Below are 13,225 nucleotides of genomic sequence, written 5' to 3' on the forward strand. Positions count from 1 at the left end.
TGCGGCGGCACCGTACTGCGCTAGAATTGCGCCCGTCCTGAATCCCAAGCGAATCCGAGGCCGACCATGGCGATCTACGAATCCGAGCACACCAAGTTCATGCGCGAGTGGATGGAAAAGCACCCGCAGGAAGCCGTTGAACAGAAAGAAGGCCGCGCCCTGTGGTGGGACAAGCCGCAAGACCTGGAAACCCAGCGCCGCAATCGCGATTCGCGGGTGCCGGTGAAGGCCTACTACTACGACAGCAACAACCACTGATGTCCGGTTTCCGTCCGGAAGGCCCCGCCGGGCGGTGTCGATGAGCGATTCCGCTTCCCGCACCGCCCCCGCTGCGCGGGCCGCTGCAGCGCACAGCCCGCTGCAGGCCGATCCCCAACTGCAACGCTATTTCTCCGCCGAAGGCGAGCGCCGCGCGGCCACCCGCGAGCTGTTTGACCGCGCCGCCAGCGGCTACGACCGCGCCGAGAGCATCACTGCCCTCGGCTCCGGCGCCTGGTACCGCCGGCGTGCCCTGCAGCGCTGCGGCCTGAAACCCGGCATGGCCGTCCTGGATGCAGCCGCCGGCACCGGCCTGGTGGCGCGCGAGGCGCAGCGCATCATTGGCGACCACGGCCGCCTGATCGCGCTCGATCCCTCGTCCGGCATGCTGGCCGAGCTGCGCAAGAAGCTCTCGGTGGAAACGCTGGAAGCCGGCGCCGAGGCCATCCCGCTGCCGGAGGCGGAAGTCGATTTCGTCTCCATGGGCTATGCGCTGCGCCATGTGGCCGATCTCGACCAGGCCTTCGCCGAATACCTGCGGGTGCTGCGCCCCGGTGGGCGGGTGTGCGTGATGGAGATCACCCGCCCGCAGAGCGCCTTTGGCCGCCAGATGCTGCGCTTCTACCTGCGCGCGGTGGTGCCGGTTCTCTCCCGCGTGGCGCGCTGTAGCGCCGACGTGTCGCTGCTGTGGGAGTACTACTGGGACACCATCCAGGCCGCGGTACCGCCGGAGCGGGTGCTGGAGGCGATGCGCCGCGCCGGTTTCGAGGAGGTGGACTGCGCCCTGACGCTGGGCGTGTTCCGCGAATACCTGGGGCGCAAGCCGGCGCACTGAGTTTCTGCCGATGGCGCTGCCCGACCGCTATGTGATCGTCGACGTCGAGACCACCGGCGCCCACCCGGTGCGCGACCGCATCACCGAGGTCGCGGTGATCCGCATCGAGGGCGGCGTCGAGACCGGGCGCTGGGAAACGCTGGTGCATCCCGGCATTCCGATTCCGGCGATGATCCAGGACCTCATCGGCATCACCGACGAGATGGTGGCGCGGGCGCCGGCCTTCGCCGACATCGCCGACACGCTGGCGGGCTGGCTGGAAGGCTGCGTCTTCGTCGCTCACAACGCCCGCTTCGACTACGGCTTCATCAAGAACGCCTTCGCCCGGGTACAGCGGGAGTTCGAGGCGCCGGTGCTCTGCACCGTCAAACTCTCCCGCGCGCTCTACCCGGAGCATCACCGCCACGGCCTGGATGCGCTGATCGCGCGCCACGGCTTCGTCTGCGCCGCCCGCCACCGGGCGATGGGTGATACCGAGGTGCTGAAGCAATTCGTCGCCATGACCGGCGGCGCCTTCCCGGCCGAGGTGCTGGCGCGGGCGGTGGTCAAGGCGATGAAGGCGCCGCAGCGCCCGGCTGGGCTGCCGGAAGGCTCGCTGGACGGCCTGCCGGATGCCTGCGGCGTCTATCTCTTCTACGCCACGCCGGAGGCCGAGCCCGGCCGTACCGATACGCCGCTGCTGGTCGGCCAGGCACTCAGCCTGCGCGCCAAGCTCACCGCCTGGTTCGCCGCCGCCAAGGGCAAGGAGGCCGAGCTGGCCGCCCGTGTGCGCCGACTGGAGTGGGTGGAGACGCCCGGCGAACTGGGCGCGCTGCTGCTGGAACTGGCGCTGCTCAAATCCCATCGCCCGCTGGCCAACCGCATTCCGGATGGCGACGCCGCCTTCGGCCTGCGCCTGCTGCCCAATCGCCGCCGGCCGCCGGTGCTGGAGCGGGTGGCGATTGCCGGCAGCGATCCGCGCAGCTGGGTCGGCGACGTGTTCGGCGCCTTCCGCAACCGCGCCGAGGCGGACAACCGCCTGCGCGAGTTGGCCATGCTCTACCGGCTGTGTCCGCAGCGCCTGGGGCTGGAGGCGGGTACCGGGCCGTGCGATGCGCATCGCGCCAAGCGCTGCGCCGGCGTCTGCGCCAGCAAGGAGCGGCCGGAGGAACACGATGCCCGCCTGCTGGGCGCGCTCGGCAGCGTCGGGCTGAAAGCCTGGCCCTGGAACGGGCCGGTGGTGGTGGCGGAGCGCAACGAGGACAACGGCCAGACGGCTTTCCATCTGCTGGACGCCTGGTGCCACCTCGGCACGGTGGCCGACGCAGCGGCACTGCCCGCGCTGGCGGAGGCGCCGCGTGCCTTCGATCTGGATGCCTACCGGTTGCTGTCGCGCTGGCTGACGGTGCCGGCCAACGCGGCCAGGGTGCAGCCGCTCTCCCGCTGAGTTGCCGCGCTGCCGCTGGGTTTAATGGCGTTCGGTGCCTTCAGCGCAGGCTCAGCCAGCGGCGCACAGCCGCAATTCGGAAACCTTGTTCACCACCACGCCACGTCGGCCCTGCGGCCGGATGGTGCCGTCGCGGGTGAGGCGGGACAGCGCGCGGGACAGCGTTTCCGGCGTCAGGTTGAGCTGGGCGGCGATGGTCTGCTTGTCGCTTTCCAGCCGGATCTCGCAGCGCTCGGCATTGGCTGGTGCCAGCCGCGCCAGGTAGTGCGCCACCCGCTGCAGGCTGTTGCGCTGGAAGCACTGCTGCAGGTTCTCCAGCAGGGCATACATGGCCTCGGCCAGGTGAGCGCTCAGCGCGGCGGCGAAGGCCGGGCTGGCGTGCATGGCGGCGCGCAGGTCGCTGCCGCGCAGGCGCAGCAGGCGGCTGTCCTGCACCGCCTGGTTGGTGACCAGCGGCGCACGGGCGAGCAAGGCGACATCCTCGCCGAAGCTGTCGCCGGCGCCGGCCAGCTGCACCACCAGCTCGGCGCCGGTGGCCGACAGCAGGTAGCGCTTTATGCTGCCTTCCAGCACGAGGAAGACTTGGTCGTCGTGGCCGTCGGCGGGCAGCAGCATTTCGCCGCGCAGCAGGTGCTGCGGGCGGCTGTGTTCCAGCAGGCGCCGGCGCAGGCTGTCGTCCAGCAGGTCGAAGGGCGCGATGCTGCCGAGCACATCCTGTTGCGGCACGACTACAGCGACGCTCATCCTGACCTCCGTGACTGCCTGTCCAGATTTTGACTTGCGGCCAGTGTAGGGCGGCGCCTGTCGTGCGAAAGGGGCGCTGGAGGGGCGTGGCACGGGCGGCATACCTCCAAGGAGGTATAAGACGAAATGGGTAAGGTCTTGTTTAATCGGGGCTTGCCTTGCGGCGCCTGAAACCGGAAGCGGTGCGGCGGTTCTATCGAGGTATGTCCACATTCATCCGGGAAACCGCAGAGAAGGAGCGCGGCATGCGAAGGAAATACGGTGATGCGCTGGCCCGGCGCTCCATCCTGCTGCTGGTCGGGCTGGCGTTGGCGGCGGTGACGCTGATCGGCCTGGCCGGCATGACGGTGTCGGTGGTGGTGGCGGAGACGGTGCAGGGCAGCGCCAGCGCCGTCAACGTCGCCGGCAGCCTGCGCCGGCTCACCCACCGCATCGCCAGCCTGGCGGCGGCCGACGTCGCTCGCGGCGCGGCGCCCGGCGAGCGGGTGGCGAAGGCCATCGCCCAGCTGGAGGCGCAGCTGGACAACGACGAGCTGCTGCGGGTGCGCGAGCGGGCCCCCGGCGGGCTGTTCGCCGCCACCTACCGCGGCGTGCAGGCCGGCTGGCGCACCAGCCTGAAGCCGCACATCGAGGCGCTGATGGCGACCGGCAGCGTGCCGGACGAAGCGCAGATCGAAACCATACTGGTGGAGGTGGATGCCTTCGTCGATCAGCTCAATGCCCTGGTGGCGGTGCTGGAGCACGACACCGAGACGCGCATCGCCGACCTGCGGCAGACGCTGGCCATCGCCATCGTCGGCACGCTGGTGCTGGTCGCGGTGGCGCTGTTGCTGCTGCACCGGCTGGTGTCGTTGCCGTTGAGCGACCTGCTGGCGGTGGCGAGCCGCATCGGCCGCGGCGACTTCTCCGCGCGGGCGGCCTACACCGGGCGCAACGAGCTGGGCCGCGTCGGCGCCGCCTTCAACCTGATGGCCAGCGAGCTTTCCAAGCTCTACCGCGACCTGGAACAGCGGGTGGAAGCGAAAACGGCGGAGCTGCAGCGCAGCAACCGCTCGCTGGAGCTGCTCTACCACGCCATCGCCCGCCTGTACCACGCGCCAGCGGCGGCCGACGCCTACTCCGACACTCTGCGCGACATGGAGCAGCTGATGGGGCTGGACGGCAGCTTCGCCTGCATAGAGCCGCGCCACGACGGCCCCGCCACCGTGCTCGCCTCCACCCTGGGGCCGTGCCCGGAACGCCACAGCGCGGATGGCGAAGGCTGCGGCCTGTGCCGCGAAGACGCGCAGCCCTGGATCTACCGCCGCGAGGGCGGGCACGAGCTGCTGCGGGTGCCGCTGCGCGACAGCGAACGCCACTACGGCATGCTGCGCTTCACCCTGCCGGCCGGCCACCGGCTGGAGGACTGGCAGCGCCAGCTGGTGGAAGCGTTGTCGCGCCACATTGGCATGGCGCTGGGCGCGGCACGGCGCAACGAGCAGGAGCGCATGCTGGCGCTGCAGGAAGAGCGCTCGGTGATCGCCCGCGAACTGCACGACTCCCTCGCCCAGGCGCTGTCCTACATGAAGATCCAGGTGGCGCTGCTGCAGCCGGTGCTGGGCGACCCGGCGCGGCAGGCGGAGGCGGCCACCATCGTTGCCGATCTGCGCACCGGCATCAACGCCGCCTACCGCCAGCTGCGCGAGCTGCTGAGCTCCTTCCGGCTGAAGATGAGCGGCGATTTCCCCGGCCTGCTGCGCGCCGCGGTGGCGGAATACGCCGGCAAGGGCGGCGTGGACATCCGGCTGGAGACCCGGCTGGCGGACTGTCCGCTCAGCCCCAACCAGGAGATCCACGTCTTGCACATCATCCGCGAAGCCCTGTCGAATATGGTCCGCCACGCCGCGGCCCGGCACGCCACCGTCAGCCTCAGCAGCAATGCGCTGCAGCGGGTCACCGTCGTCATCGAGGACGATGGCGTCGGTCTGCCGGCCGAACCGCTGGACAGCCGCAACCACCACGGCATGACCATCATGCGCGAGCGCGCCCGCAGCCTGGGCGGCGAGCTGGACGTCAGCGCCGGGCGCGGCGCCGGCACCCGCGTCACCCTGCGTTTCCAGGCGCGGCCGGGCACGCTGGGCGTGGAAGAGGAGGGCCCGGCGGTGGCGATGAACTGGGGAGGCCGGCCGGCATGAGCGAGGAGCGACAGCGCGTCGTCCTGGTGGACGACCACCCCCTGTTCCGCAAGGGCCTGGCGCAGCTGCTGGCCACCGTGCCGGCCTTTGACCTCATCGGCGAGGCCGCCGGCGGCAGCGAGGGCCTGGCGCTGTGCCTGCGGCTGGCGCCGGACCTGCTGCTGCTGGACCTCAACATGAAGGACATGGGCGGGCTGGAGGTGCTGCGCGGCGTGCGCGCGGCCCAGCTCGACACCCGGGTGGTGATGATCACCGTGTCCGACGCCGGCGAGGATCTGGTCGCCGCGCTGCGCGCCGGCGCCGACGGTTACCTGCTGAAGGACATGGAGCCGGAGGCCATGGTGGAGGCGCTGGCCGAAGCCGCCGCCGGCCGCATCGTCATCTCCGAGCAGCTCACCCACCTGATGGCCGCCGCGCTGCGCGGCGAAACCCGCCCGCGCTCGGTGGAGGCGGCCGGTCTTACCGAGCAGGAGCTGCGCATCCTCGGCCACATCGCCAACGGCCTGTCGAACAAGCTCATCGGCCGCGAGCTGGACATCGCCGAAGGCACGGTGAAGGTCCATGTGAAGCACATCCTGCGCAAGCTGGCGGTGCGCTCGCGGGTGGAGGCGGCGGTGTGGGCGGTGGAGCATCTGCGCGCGCCCGGCCAGGCGCAGTAGCCGGAGACTTTTCCCGGCGGCCGCCGGGCCGCGCGGGAATACCCCCTTCCGTGGCAGGGCGATGAGAGCGATTCTCGTCTTGACTGCCATCAATGACGCGCCGGGGGGCGCCCGCATCCAATAGACCCCGCTGAAGAGTTTTTTGCGGGGAGCTGGATCGTGGAAGCCGTGTCGATGTCGCGCCGCACGTTGTTGCGGACGCCGGGTGCCAGGGAGGGGACATCGCCCTTGCGGCCGCCCTGGGCGCTGGCGGAAGCGAGCTTCATCGAGCTGTGCACCCGCTGCGATGCCTGCATCACTGCCTGCCCGACCGGCGTGCTGCGCCGGGGCGGCGGCGGTTTCCCCATCACCGATTTCTCCCTGGGCGCCTGCACTTTCTGCGGCGCCTGTGTCGCCGCCTGCGCCGCGCCCTCCCGGCCGCAAGCCCTGCGCCGGCAGGAGGGCGTGCCTCCCTGGGCACGGGTGGCCGCCATCGGCGATGGCTGCCTGTCCCGCCGCGGCATCGAATGCCGCGTCTGCGGCGAAGCTTGCGAAGCCGCCGCCATCCGCTTCCGCCCGCGCCTGGGCGGCGTAGCCCTGCCCGAGCTGGATGCCGGCCGATGTAGCGCCTGCGGCGCCTGCCAGGCCCCCTGTCCGGGGAGCGCGATCGAGATGGTCGCGCTCGCGCCCCCGTCCGACGCTCCGCCGGACGCCTCTCCCCTCTCCGCTCCGAACCTGGAGGAAGCCGCATGAAGATCGCAAGCCTGGTGCTGCGGGCCAAGCCCGAGCATTTCGCCGAGTTGAGCCAGACCCTGGGCGAAATCCCCGGCGTGGAAGTGCATTCCCGCTGTGCCGACAGCGGCCGGCTGGTGGTCACCGTGGAGGATGGCGACGGCTACTCCACCAGCGATTCCATCCTGGCCGTGAGCCTGACCCAGCACGTGCTGGTCGCCACCCTGGCCTACGAATACACCGACGAAGGATTGGCCGAAGCGCCGGCGCTGGCAATGGCATGAACCGCCCGCCGCCGCTGCGCCGGCCGCACGAAATCAGCATCCGCGGAGCCTGGCGCTCCACCCAATCGAAGCGGGACGCCCGCGCCGCGTGGCCGGGACAACCGACTGGAGAAACAAAATGAGCATGGATAGACGCGACTTCATCAAGGCCAACGCGATCGCCGCGGCGGCCGCCACCGCCGGCATGCCGCTGGCGGTGCAGGCCCAGCCGGGCAGCGCCGACACCCGCGTGCGCTGGGACAAGGCCGCCTGCCGCTTCTGCGGCGTCGGCTGTTCCGTGCTGGTGGGCGTGCAGAACGGCCGGGTAGTGGCCACCCAGGGCGACCCGGATGCGCCGGTGAACCGTGGCCTCAACTGCATCAAGGGCTACTTTCTGTCCAAGATCATGTACGGCGAGGACCGCCTCACCAAGCCGCTGCTGCGGATGAAGAACGGCAAGTACGACAAGGAAGGCGAGTTCACCCCCATCAGCTGGAACCAGGCCTTCGACATCATGGCCGAGAAGTGGAAAACGGCCATCAAGCAGCATGGCAACGATTCCATCTGCATGTACGGCTCCGGCCAGTGGACGATCTGGGAAGGCTACGCCGCCTCCAAGCTGTGGAAGGCCGGCTTCCGCACCAACAACATCGACCCCAACGCCCGCCACTGCATGGCCTCGGCGGTCACCGGCTTCATGCGCACCTTCGGCATTGACGAGCCCATGGGCTGCTACGACGACATCGAGAACGCCGATGCCTTCGTGCTGTGGGGTTCCAACATGGCGGAGATGCACCCCATCCTGTGGACCCGCATCACCGACCGCCGGCTGTCGCGCGAGGGCTGCGAGGTGCATGTGCTGTCCACCTTCGAGCATCGCTCCTTCGAGCTGGCGGACAACGGCATGGTCTTCAACCCGCAGACCGACCTTGCCATCCTCAACTACATCTGCAACCACATCATCCAGACGAAGCGGGTGAACACCGCCTTCGTGAACGCCAACGTCAGGTTCAAGGCCGGCGAAACCGACATCGGCTTCGGCCTGCGCCCGAACCACGAGCTGGAGGCCAAGGCCAGCAGCAACGGCTACCCGGGCGCCGAGGGCAAGCCCAAGGGCGACCCCAATGCCGCCCGCGACATCAGCTTCGACGAGTTCGCCAAGTTCGTCTCCGAATACACGCTGGAGAAGGTGTCCAAGCTCTCCGGCGTGCCCGCCGAGCGCCTGAAGCGGATGGCCGAGGTCTATGCCGATCCGAACAAGAAGGTGATGTCGCTGTGGACCATGGGCTTCAACCAGCACACCCGCGGCACCTGGGTGAACAACATGATCTACAACGTCCACCTGCTGGTGGGCAAGATCAGCGAGCCGGGCAACAGCCCATTCTCCCTCACCGGCCAGCCCTCCGCCTGCGGCACCGCGCGCGAGGTCGGCACCTTCGCCCACCGCCTGCCGGCCGACATGGTGGTCGGCAACCCGATGCACCGCGCCATCGCCGAGGAAATCTGGCAACTGCCGGAAGGCACCATCCCGGCCAAGATCGGCCTGCACGCGGTGGCGCAGAGCCGCGCGCTGAAGGATGGAAAGCTCAAGTGCTACTGGACCAGCACCACCAACAACATGCAGGCCGGGCCGAACATCAACGGCGAGATCTACCCCGGCTGGCGCAACCCTGAAGCCTTCGTCGTCGTCTCCGACGTCTATCCCACCGTATCCGCGCTGTCGGCCGACCTCATCCTGCCGTCGGCGATGTGGACCGAGAAGGAAGGCGCCTTCGGCAACGCCGAGCGCCGTACCCAGTTCTGGCGTCAGCAGGTGAGCGCGCCGGGCGAGGCCAAGAGCGATCTGTGGCAGTACGTGGAGTTCTCCAAGCGCTTCAAGGTCGAGGAAGTGTGGCCGGCCGAGCTCATCGCCAAGAAGCCGGAGCTCAAGGGCAAGACCCTGTACGACGTGCTGTTCGCCAACGGCAGCGTCAACAAATTCCCGCTGGCCGACATCGAGAAGGCCAACGGCCACGCCATCCCCGGCTACACCAACGACGAAGGCAAGGCCTTCGGCTTCTACCTGCAGAAGGGCCTGTTCGAGGAATACGCCCGCTTCGGCCGCGGCCATGGCCACGACCTGGCGGACTTCGAGGTCTATCACAAGGCGCGCGGCCTGCGCTGGCCGGTGGTGGAGGGCAAGGAAACCCTGTGGCGCTTCCGCGAAGGCTACGACCCCTACGTGAAGCAGGGCGAGGGCGTGAAGTTCTACGGCCACAAGGACGGCAAGGCGGTGGTGTTCGCGCTGCCCTACCAGGATCCGCCGGAGATGCCGGACAAGGAATTCGACATGTGGCTGTGCACCGGCCGCGTGCTGGAGCACTGGCATACCGGCTCGATGACGCGGCGGGTGCCGGAGCTGCACCGCTCGGTGCCGGAGGCGCAGGTCTTCATGCACCCGGAGGACGCCACCAAGCGCGGCCTGCAGCGCGGCATGGCGGTGAAGATCGCCTCCCGCCGCGGCGAGGTCGTCGCCCGGCTGGAAACGCGCGGCCGCAACAAGCCGCCCAAGGGCCTGATCTTCGTTCCCTTCTTCGATGAAGGCCGGCTGGTGAACAAGCTCACGCTGGACGCCACCTGCCCCATCTCCAAGGAAACCGACTTCAAGAAGTGCGCGGTGAAGGTCACCAAGGCCTGAGTTCCGCAGCGCGGATGGCGCGGCACGCCCGGCGGGCGCCGCCGCCCGCCGTCCGCGCGACGAGATCATCATGAAAGACGCCAACGACACTCCGGCACCCGCAAGGGCCACGACAGGCACGCGCTCGTCCCGCCGCCGCTTCCTCAAGGAAGCCGCCGGCGTGGCGGGGGGCGCAGGCCTGCTGGCGCTGGGTGCCGGGCTGTATGCGCGCCAGGCGGCAGCCCTGCCGGCCACCGCGCTGCGGCCGCCGGGTGCGCTGGCCGAGGGCGATTTCCTCTCCGCCTGCGTGCGCTGCGGCCTATGCGTGCGCGACTGCCCTTACGACACGCTGAAGCTCGCCCGCCTGGGCGATGCGCCGGCCACCGGCACGCCTTACTTCGAGGCCCGCGGCGTGCCTTGCGAGATGTGCGAGGACATTCCCTGCGTGGTCGCCTGTCCCACCGGCGCGCTGGACCGCGGCCTGACCGACGTCACCCAGGCGCGCATGGGCCTGGCGGTGCTGATAGACCACGAGACCTGCCTCAACTTCCTCGGCCTGCGCTGTGACGTCTGCTACCGGGTGTGCCCGGTGATCGACAAGGCGATCACGCTGGAGAAGAGCCACAACCCGCGCTCCGACCGCCACGCCATGCTGCTGCCGACGGTGCATTCCGATTACTGCACCGGCTGCGGCAAGTGCGAGAAGGCCTGCGTGCTGCCGGGCGAGGCGGCGATCAAGGTGCTGCCGCTGAAGCTGGCGCAGGGCTCGCGTGCCGAACATTACCGTCGCGGCTGGGAAGAGAAGGAGGCCGCCGGCGGCTCGCTGATCGGCGAGCAGGTGGAACTGCCGGTGCGCGGCATGGAGGACAAGGCCTACGGTGACACTCGCCTGCGGCCCGGCGAAACGCCGCTGGCGCAGCCGGAAGCGGTGCCCGCGGCACCCGGTGGCAGCAGCCTGGATTCGAGGTGGAAGCCATGAGCACGCCACGCGATCCCGCCGCCGATCCGGTGGTGTCGGCCCAGTCCGCCGCCAGCGCCAGGCCGGCGCTGCCGCGCAGCAGCGTGCGCGGCGCCGCCCAGCTCGGCCTCGCCGCGCGGCCGGGTGCCGAAGCGGTGGCGGCCAAGGGCTGGCTGCGGGCGCACAAGTGGCTGCTGCTGCGGCGCCTGAGCCAGCTCGGCGTGCTGGCGCTGTTCCTCGTCGGCCCCTGGTTCGGCTGGTGGATCGTCAAGGGCAACCTCACTTCCAGCCTCACGCTGGGCGTGCTGCCGCTGTCCGACCCCTTCGTGCTGGCGCAGTCGCTGGCGGCCGGACATCTGCCCTATCGGCAGGCGCTGATCGGCGGCGGCATCGTGCTCGCCTTCTATCTCGCCCTCGGCGGCCGGCTGTTCTGCTCCTGGGTGTGCCCGATGAACCTGGTGACCGACGCCGCCGCCTGGCTGCGCCGCCGCCTCGGGCTCAAGGGCGGCAAGGCGCCGGCCGCGGCCAGCCGCTACTGGTTGCTGGGCTTCGTGCTGCTGGCCGCGGCGCTGACCGGCAGCCTGGCGTGGGAGTGGCTGAACCCGGTGTCCATGCTGCACCGGGCGCTGGTGTTCGGCTTCGGCCTGGCCTGGGGGCTGGTGGGCGGCGTCTTCCTCTACGACCTGCTTATCGCGCCGCGCGGCTGGTGCGGCCACCTCTGTCCGCAGGGCGCCTTCTACGGCCTGCTGGGCCGCGCCAGCCTGCTCGGTGTTTCCGCCGCCCGCCGGCGCGACTGCAACGACTGCATGGATTGCTTCGCGGTCTGCCCCGAACCCCAGGTCATCCGCCCGGCGCTGAAAGCCGCCGGCCAAGACCATCCCCTGATCCTCGATGGCGACTGCACTCGCTGCGGCCGCTGCATCGATGTCTGCGGCAAGTCCGTTTTCCGCATTACGACCCGATTCAACAGGAGCGAGTCATGAAAAAACCCATCCGCCAACTCGCGCTGGCCCTGGTTGCCGTTCTCGGCATTGCCGGCACGTTGCCGCCGCTGGCCCTCGCCGAAGGCGTCAAGAGCATCCGTGGTAACGACGTCGGCGAAGCCGAGGTGCCGCCGGGCATCTACAAGCCGATTCCCGACCGCGCCCCGATTCCGCGCGACTACGTGCAGCAGCCGCCGCTGATCCCGCACAAGATCGAAGGCTACGAGGTGAGCAAGAACTTCAACCGCTGCATGGACTGCCACGCCTGGAGCCGCTACCAGGAGACCGGCGCCACCAAGGTCAGCCTTACCCACTTCAAGGACCGCGACGGCGGCGAGCTCTCCAACATCTCGCCGCGCCGCTACTTCTGCACCCAGTGCCACGTACCGCAGACCGATGCGCCGCCGCTGGTGAACAACAAGTTCCAGCGCGCCGACGGCCTGCGCTGAGCTCAACCGGACGGGGAAGATCATGACCGAAAACAAGGGCAGCAGCCTGGTCGCCAGGCTACGCAAGGTCGGCTGGGGCCTGCTCGGCATCGCTTTCGTCGGCGGTATCCTGTTCTGGGGCAGCTTCAACTGGGCGCTGGAGATGACGAACAAGGAACAGTTCTGCATCTCTTGCCACGAGATGGAGCAGAACGTGTTCCAGGAGTACCGCAACACCATCCACTACCAGAACCGCACCGGCGTGCGCGCCACCTGCCCGGACTGCCACGTGCCGAAGGAGTGGGGGCCGAAGATGATCCGCAAGATCAAGGCCTCCAACGAGGTCTGGCACAAGCTGCTGGGCTCCATCGACACGCCGGAAAAGTTCAACGCCAAGCGCCTGCAGCTGGCGCAGAACGAATGGCGGCGGATGAAGGCCAACAATTCGCAAGAGTGCCGCAACTGCCACAACTTCGAGTACTTCGACTACTCGGTGCAGGGCCGCCGCTCCAACCAGATGCACCAGGCCGGCCTCTCCGCCGGGCAGACCTGCATCGACTGCCACAAGGGCATCGCCCACTCCCTGCCGCCGGTGGCGCAGGACATCGGCGCGGCCCACGAAGGCGTGGCGCCGGAGGTGTTCCACCCGCCCGCTCCGAAGAAGGAATAGGGCAGGGCGGCGCACGCCGCCAGCGGGAAGGCGGGCGGGCCTGGCGGGCTCGCCCGTTTTTTCTTGCGCAGGCGCTTGCGGCAGTCAATGCCGGTGGAGCGCATGGGAGGCATCGTCGCGGCGCTGCTCATGGCCGGGCCGCGAGCGTTTCAGGCTCATGAGGTTCAGCAAGCGAGGGGAGGGTTTTCTCCCCTCGCCCTTTGCGGGAGAGAAACCGGGGAAGAGGGAAGCGGTGGTCGGACTGGCGCGCAGCCGCTCCTGCGGGGCGCCCCTCCTCCCCAGCCGCTTCCCGCGAGGGGAAGGCCTGGAGGATCCGGCTCAAGCGCCCCGGTTTCGGGCCTGCACGGACCACGAGCAAAAAAACAGGCGGCTCCCGCCCAGGAGCCGCCTGTCTCACATGCCTACGGGCAGAGGTGGCGCCGGCGGTCAGGGCGTGATCGTCGTGACCTCTGCCCCGCCC

General features: G+C 69.5%; 13 protein-coding genes. 12 read left to right on the forward strand and 1 reads right to left on the reverse strand.

Annotated features, from left to right (window positions below; translation table 11 throughout):
- The first annotated feature begins 66 nt into the window (after positions 1 to 66).
- The 3 genes from GRF61_RS14960 to GRF61_RS14970 are packed head-to-tail and all read left to right on the forward strand — an operon-like array spanning position 67 to position 2,519.
- The gene (locus GRF61_RS14960; protein ID WP_169151434.1) at positions 67 to 258 is read left to right on the forward strand and encodes a DUF3460 family protein; all 192 of its coding nucleotides are present in this window, start codon (positions 67 to 69) and stop codon (positions 256 to 258) included.
- A 40-nt stretch (positions 259 to 298) separates the two neighbouring features.
- The gene (locus GRF61_RS14965) at positions 299 to 1,093 is read left to right on the forward strand and encodes a class I SAM-dependent methyltransferase (RefSeq protein WP_169151435.1); all 795 of its coding nucleotides are present in this window, start codon (positions 299 to 301) and stop codon (positions 1,091 to 1,093) included.
- A gap of 10 nt (positions 1,094 to 1,103) precedes the next feature.
- On the forward strand, positions 1,104 to 2,519 hold the full coding sequence (locus GRF61_RS14970) for an exonuclease domain-containing protein (protein ID WP_169151436.1): 1,416 nt from the start codon (positions 1,104 to 1,106) through the stop codon (positions 2,517 to 2,519).
- 51 nt (positions 2,520 to 2,570) lie between these two features.
- Here GRF61_RS14970 and GRF61_RS14975 read toward each other — a convergent pair whose 3' ends face one another.
- Complete coding sequence (locus GRF61_RS14975) at positions 2,571 to 3,263, reverse strand: Crp/Fnr family transcriptional regulator (protein ID WP_169151437.1); 693 nt, start codon at positions 3,261 to 3,263, stop codon at positions 2,571 to 2,573.
- 245 nt (positions 3,264 to 3,508) lie between these two features.
- On the opposite strand from GRF61_RS14975, the gene GRF61_RS14980 reads away from it, so the two are divergent.
- The 9 genes from GRF61_RS14980 to GRF61_RS15020 all read left to right on the forward strand — a co-directional run bounded on the left by GRF61_RS14980 (position 3,509) and on the right by GRF61_RS15020 (position 12,765).
- The gene (locus GRF61_RS14980; protein ID WP_169151438.1) at positions 3,509 to 5,437 is read left to right on the forward strand and encodes an ATP-binding protein; all 1,929 of its coding nucleotides are present in this window, start codon (positions 3,509 to 3,511) and stop codon (positions 5,435 to 5,437) included.
- The gene (gene narL, locus GRF61_RS14985) at positions 5,434 to 6,096 is read left to right on the forward strand and encodes a two-component system response regulator NarL (protein ID WP_169151439.1); all 663 of its coding nucleotides are present in this window, start codon (positions 5,434 to 5,436) and stop codon (positions 6,094 to 6,096) included. Before GRF61_RS14980 ends, narL begins: the two co-directional genes overlap by 4 nt.
- Positions 6,097 to 6,270: 174 nt before the next feature.
- Positions 6,271 to 6,828 carry a ferredoxin-type protein NapF gene (gene napF, locus GRF61_RS14990; protein WP_169151445.1) on the forward strand — a complete coding sequence of 186 codons (558 nt, stop codon included), beginning with the start codon at positions 6,271 to 6,273 and terminating at the stop codon, positions 6,826 to 6,828.
- A complete protein-coding gene (locus tag GRF61_RS14995) occupies positions 6,825 to 7,091 on the forward strand; it encodes a chaperone NapD (protein ID WP_169151440.1) in 267 nt (88 codons plus the stop codon). Before napF ends, GRF61_RS14995 begins: the two co-directional genes overlap by 4 nt.
- Before the next feature lie 118 nt (positions 7,092 to 7,209).
- Positions 7,210 to 9,747, forward strand: coding sequence for a nitrate reductase catalytic subunit NapA (napA, locus tag GRF61_RS15000; protein WP_169151441.1), 2,538 nt, complete (start codon positions 7,210 to 7,212; stop codon positions 9,745 to 9,747).
- Between the two features lie 70 nt (positions 9,748 to 9,817).
- Entirely contained in the window at positions 9,818 to 10,705 is an 888-nt protein-coding gene (napG, locus tag GRF61_RS15005) for a ferredoxin-type protein NapG (RefSeq protein ID WP_169151442.1), read from the forward strand.
- Positions 10,702 to 11,667, forward strand: a complete 966-nt coding sequence (napH, locus tag GRF61_RS15010; RefSeq protein WP_169151443.1) for a quinol dehydrogenase ferredoxin subunit NapH — start codon at positions 10,702 to 10,704, stop codon at positions 11,665 to 11,667. Before napG ends, napH begins: the two co-directional genes overlap by 4 nt.
- The gene (locus tag GRF61_RS15015; protein ID WP_133594370.1) at positions 11,664 to 12,116 is read left to right on the forward strand and encodes a nitrate reductase cytochrome c-type subunit; all 453 of its coding nucleotides are present in this window, start codon (positions 11,664 to 11,666) and stop codon (positions 12,114 to 12,116) included. The genes napH and GRF61_RS15015 overlap by 4 nt, the downstream gene beginning before the upstream one ends.
- A 22-nt stretch (positions 12,117 to 12,138) precedes the next feature.
- Positions 12,139 to 12,765: a NapC/NirT family cytochrome c gene (locus GRF61_RS15020; RefSeq protein WP_169151444.1), complete on the forward strand. Its 627-nt coding sequence runs from the start codon at positions 12,139 to 12,141 to the stop codon at positions 12,763 to 12,765.
- Positions 12,766 to 13,225: the final 460 nt, after the last annotated feature.

Source organism: Azoarcus sp. TTM-91 (assembly GCF_012911025.1).
In the GTDB taxonomy this organism is placed as follows: domain Bacteria; phylum Pseudomonadota; class Gammaproteobacteria; order Burkholderiales; family Rhodocyclaceae; genus Azoarcus.

What these genes read in the sequence shown, in the direction of transcription:
- GRF61_RS14960 (WP_169151434.1), top strand. Translation starts at nt 67, where the DNA reads ATGGCGATCTACGAATCCGAGCACACCAAGTTCATGCGCGAGTGGATG.
- GRF61_RS14965 (WP_169151435.1), top strand. Translation starts at nt 299, where the DNA reads ATGAGCGATTCCGCTTCCCGCACCGCCCCCGCTGCGCGGGCCGCTGCA.
- GRF61_RS14970 (WP_169151436.1), top strand. Translation starts at nt 1,104, where the DNA reads ATGGCGCTGCCCGACCGCTATGTGATCGTCGACGTCGAGACCACCGGC.
- GRF61_RS14975 (WP_169151437.1), bottom strand. Translation starts at nt 3,263, where the DNA reads ATGAGCGTCGCTGTAGTCGTGCCGCAACAGGATGTGCTCGGCAGCATC.
- GRF61_RS14980 (WP_169151438.1), top strand. Translation starts at nt 3,509, where the DNA reads ATGCGAAGGAAATACGGTGATGCGCTGGCCCGGCGCTCCATCCTGCTG.
- narL (WP_169151439.1), top strand. Translation starts at nt 5,434, where the DNA reads ATGAGCGAGGAGCGACAGCGCGTCGTCCTGGTGGACGACCACCCCCTG.
- napF (WP_169151445.1), top strand. Translation starts at nt 6,271, where the DNA reads ATGTCGCGCCGCACGTTGTTGCGGACGCCGGGTGCCAGGGAGGGGACA.
- GRF61_RS14995 (WP_169151440.1), top strand. Translation starts at nt 6,825, where the DNA reads ATGAAGATCGCAAGCCTGGTGCTGCGGGCCAAGCCCGAGCATTTCGCC.
- napA (WP_169151441.1), top strand. Translation starts at nt 7,210, where the DNA reads ATGAGCATGGATAGACGCGACTTCATCAAGGCCAACGCGATCGCCGCG.
- napG (WP_169151442.1), top strand. Translation starts at nt 9,818, where the DNA reads ATGAAAGACGCCAACGACACTCCGGCACCCGCAAGGGCCACGACAGGC.
- napH (WP_169151443.1), top strand. Translation starts at nt 10,702, where the DNA reads ATGAGCACGCCACGCGATCCCGCCGCCGATCCGGTGGTGTCGGCCCAG.
- GRF61_RS15015 (WP_133594370.1), top strand. Translation starts at nt 11,664, where the DNA reads ATGAAAAAACCCATCCGCCAACTCGCGCTGGCCCTGGTTGCCGTTCTC.
- GRF61_RS15020 (WP_169151444.1), top strand. Translation starts at nt 12,139, where the DNA reads ATGACCGAAAACAAGGGCAGCAGCCTGGTCGCCAGGCTACGCAAGGTC.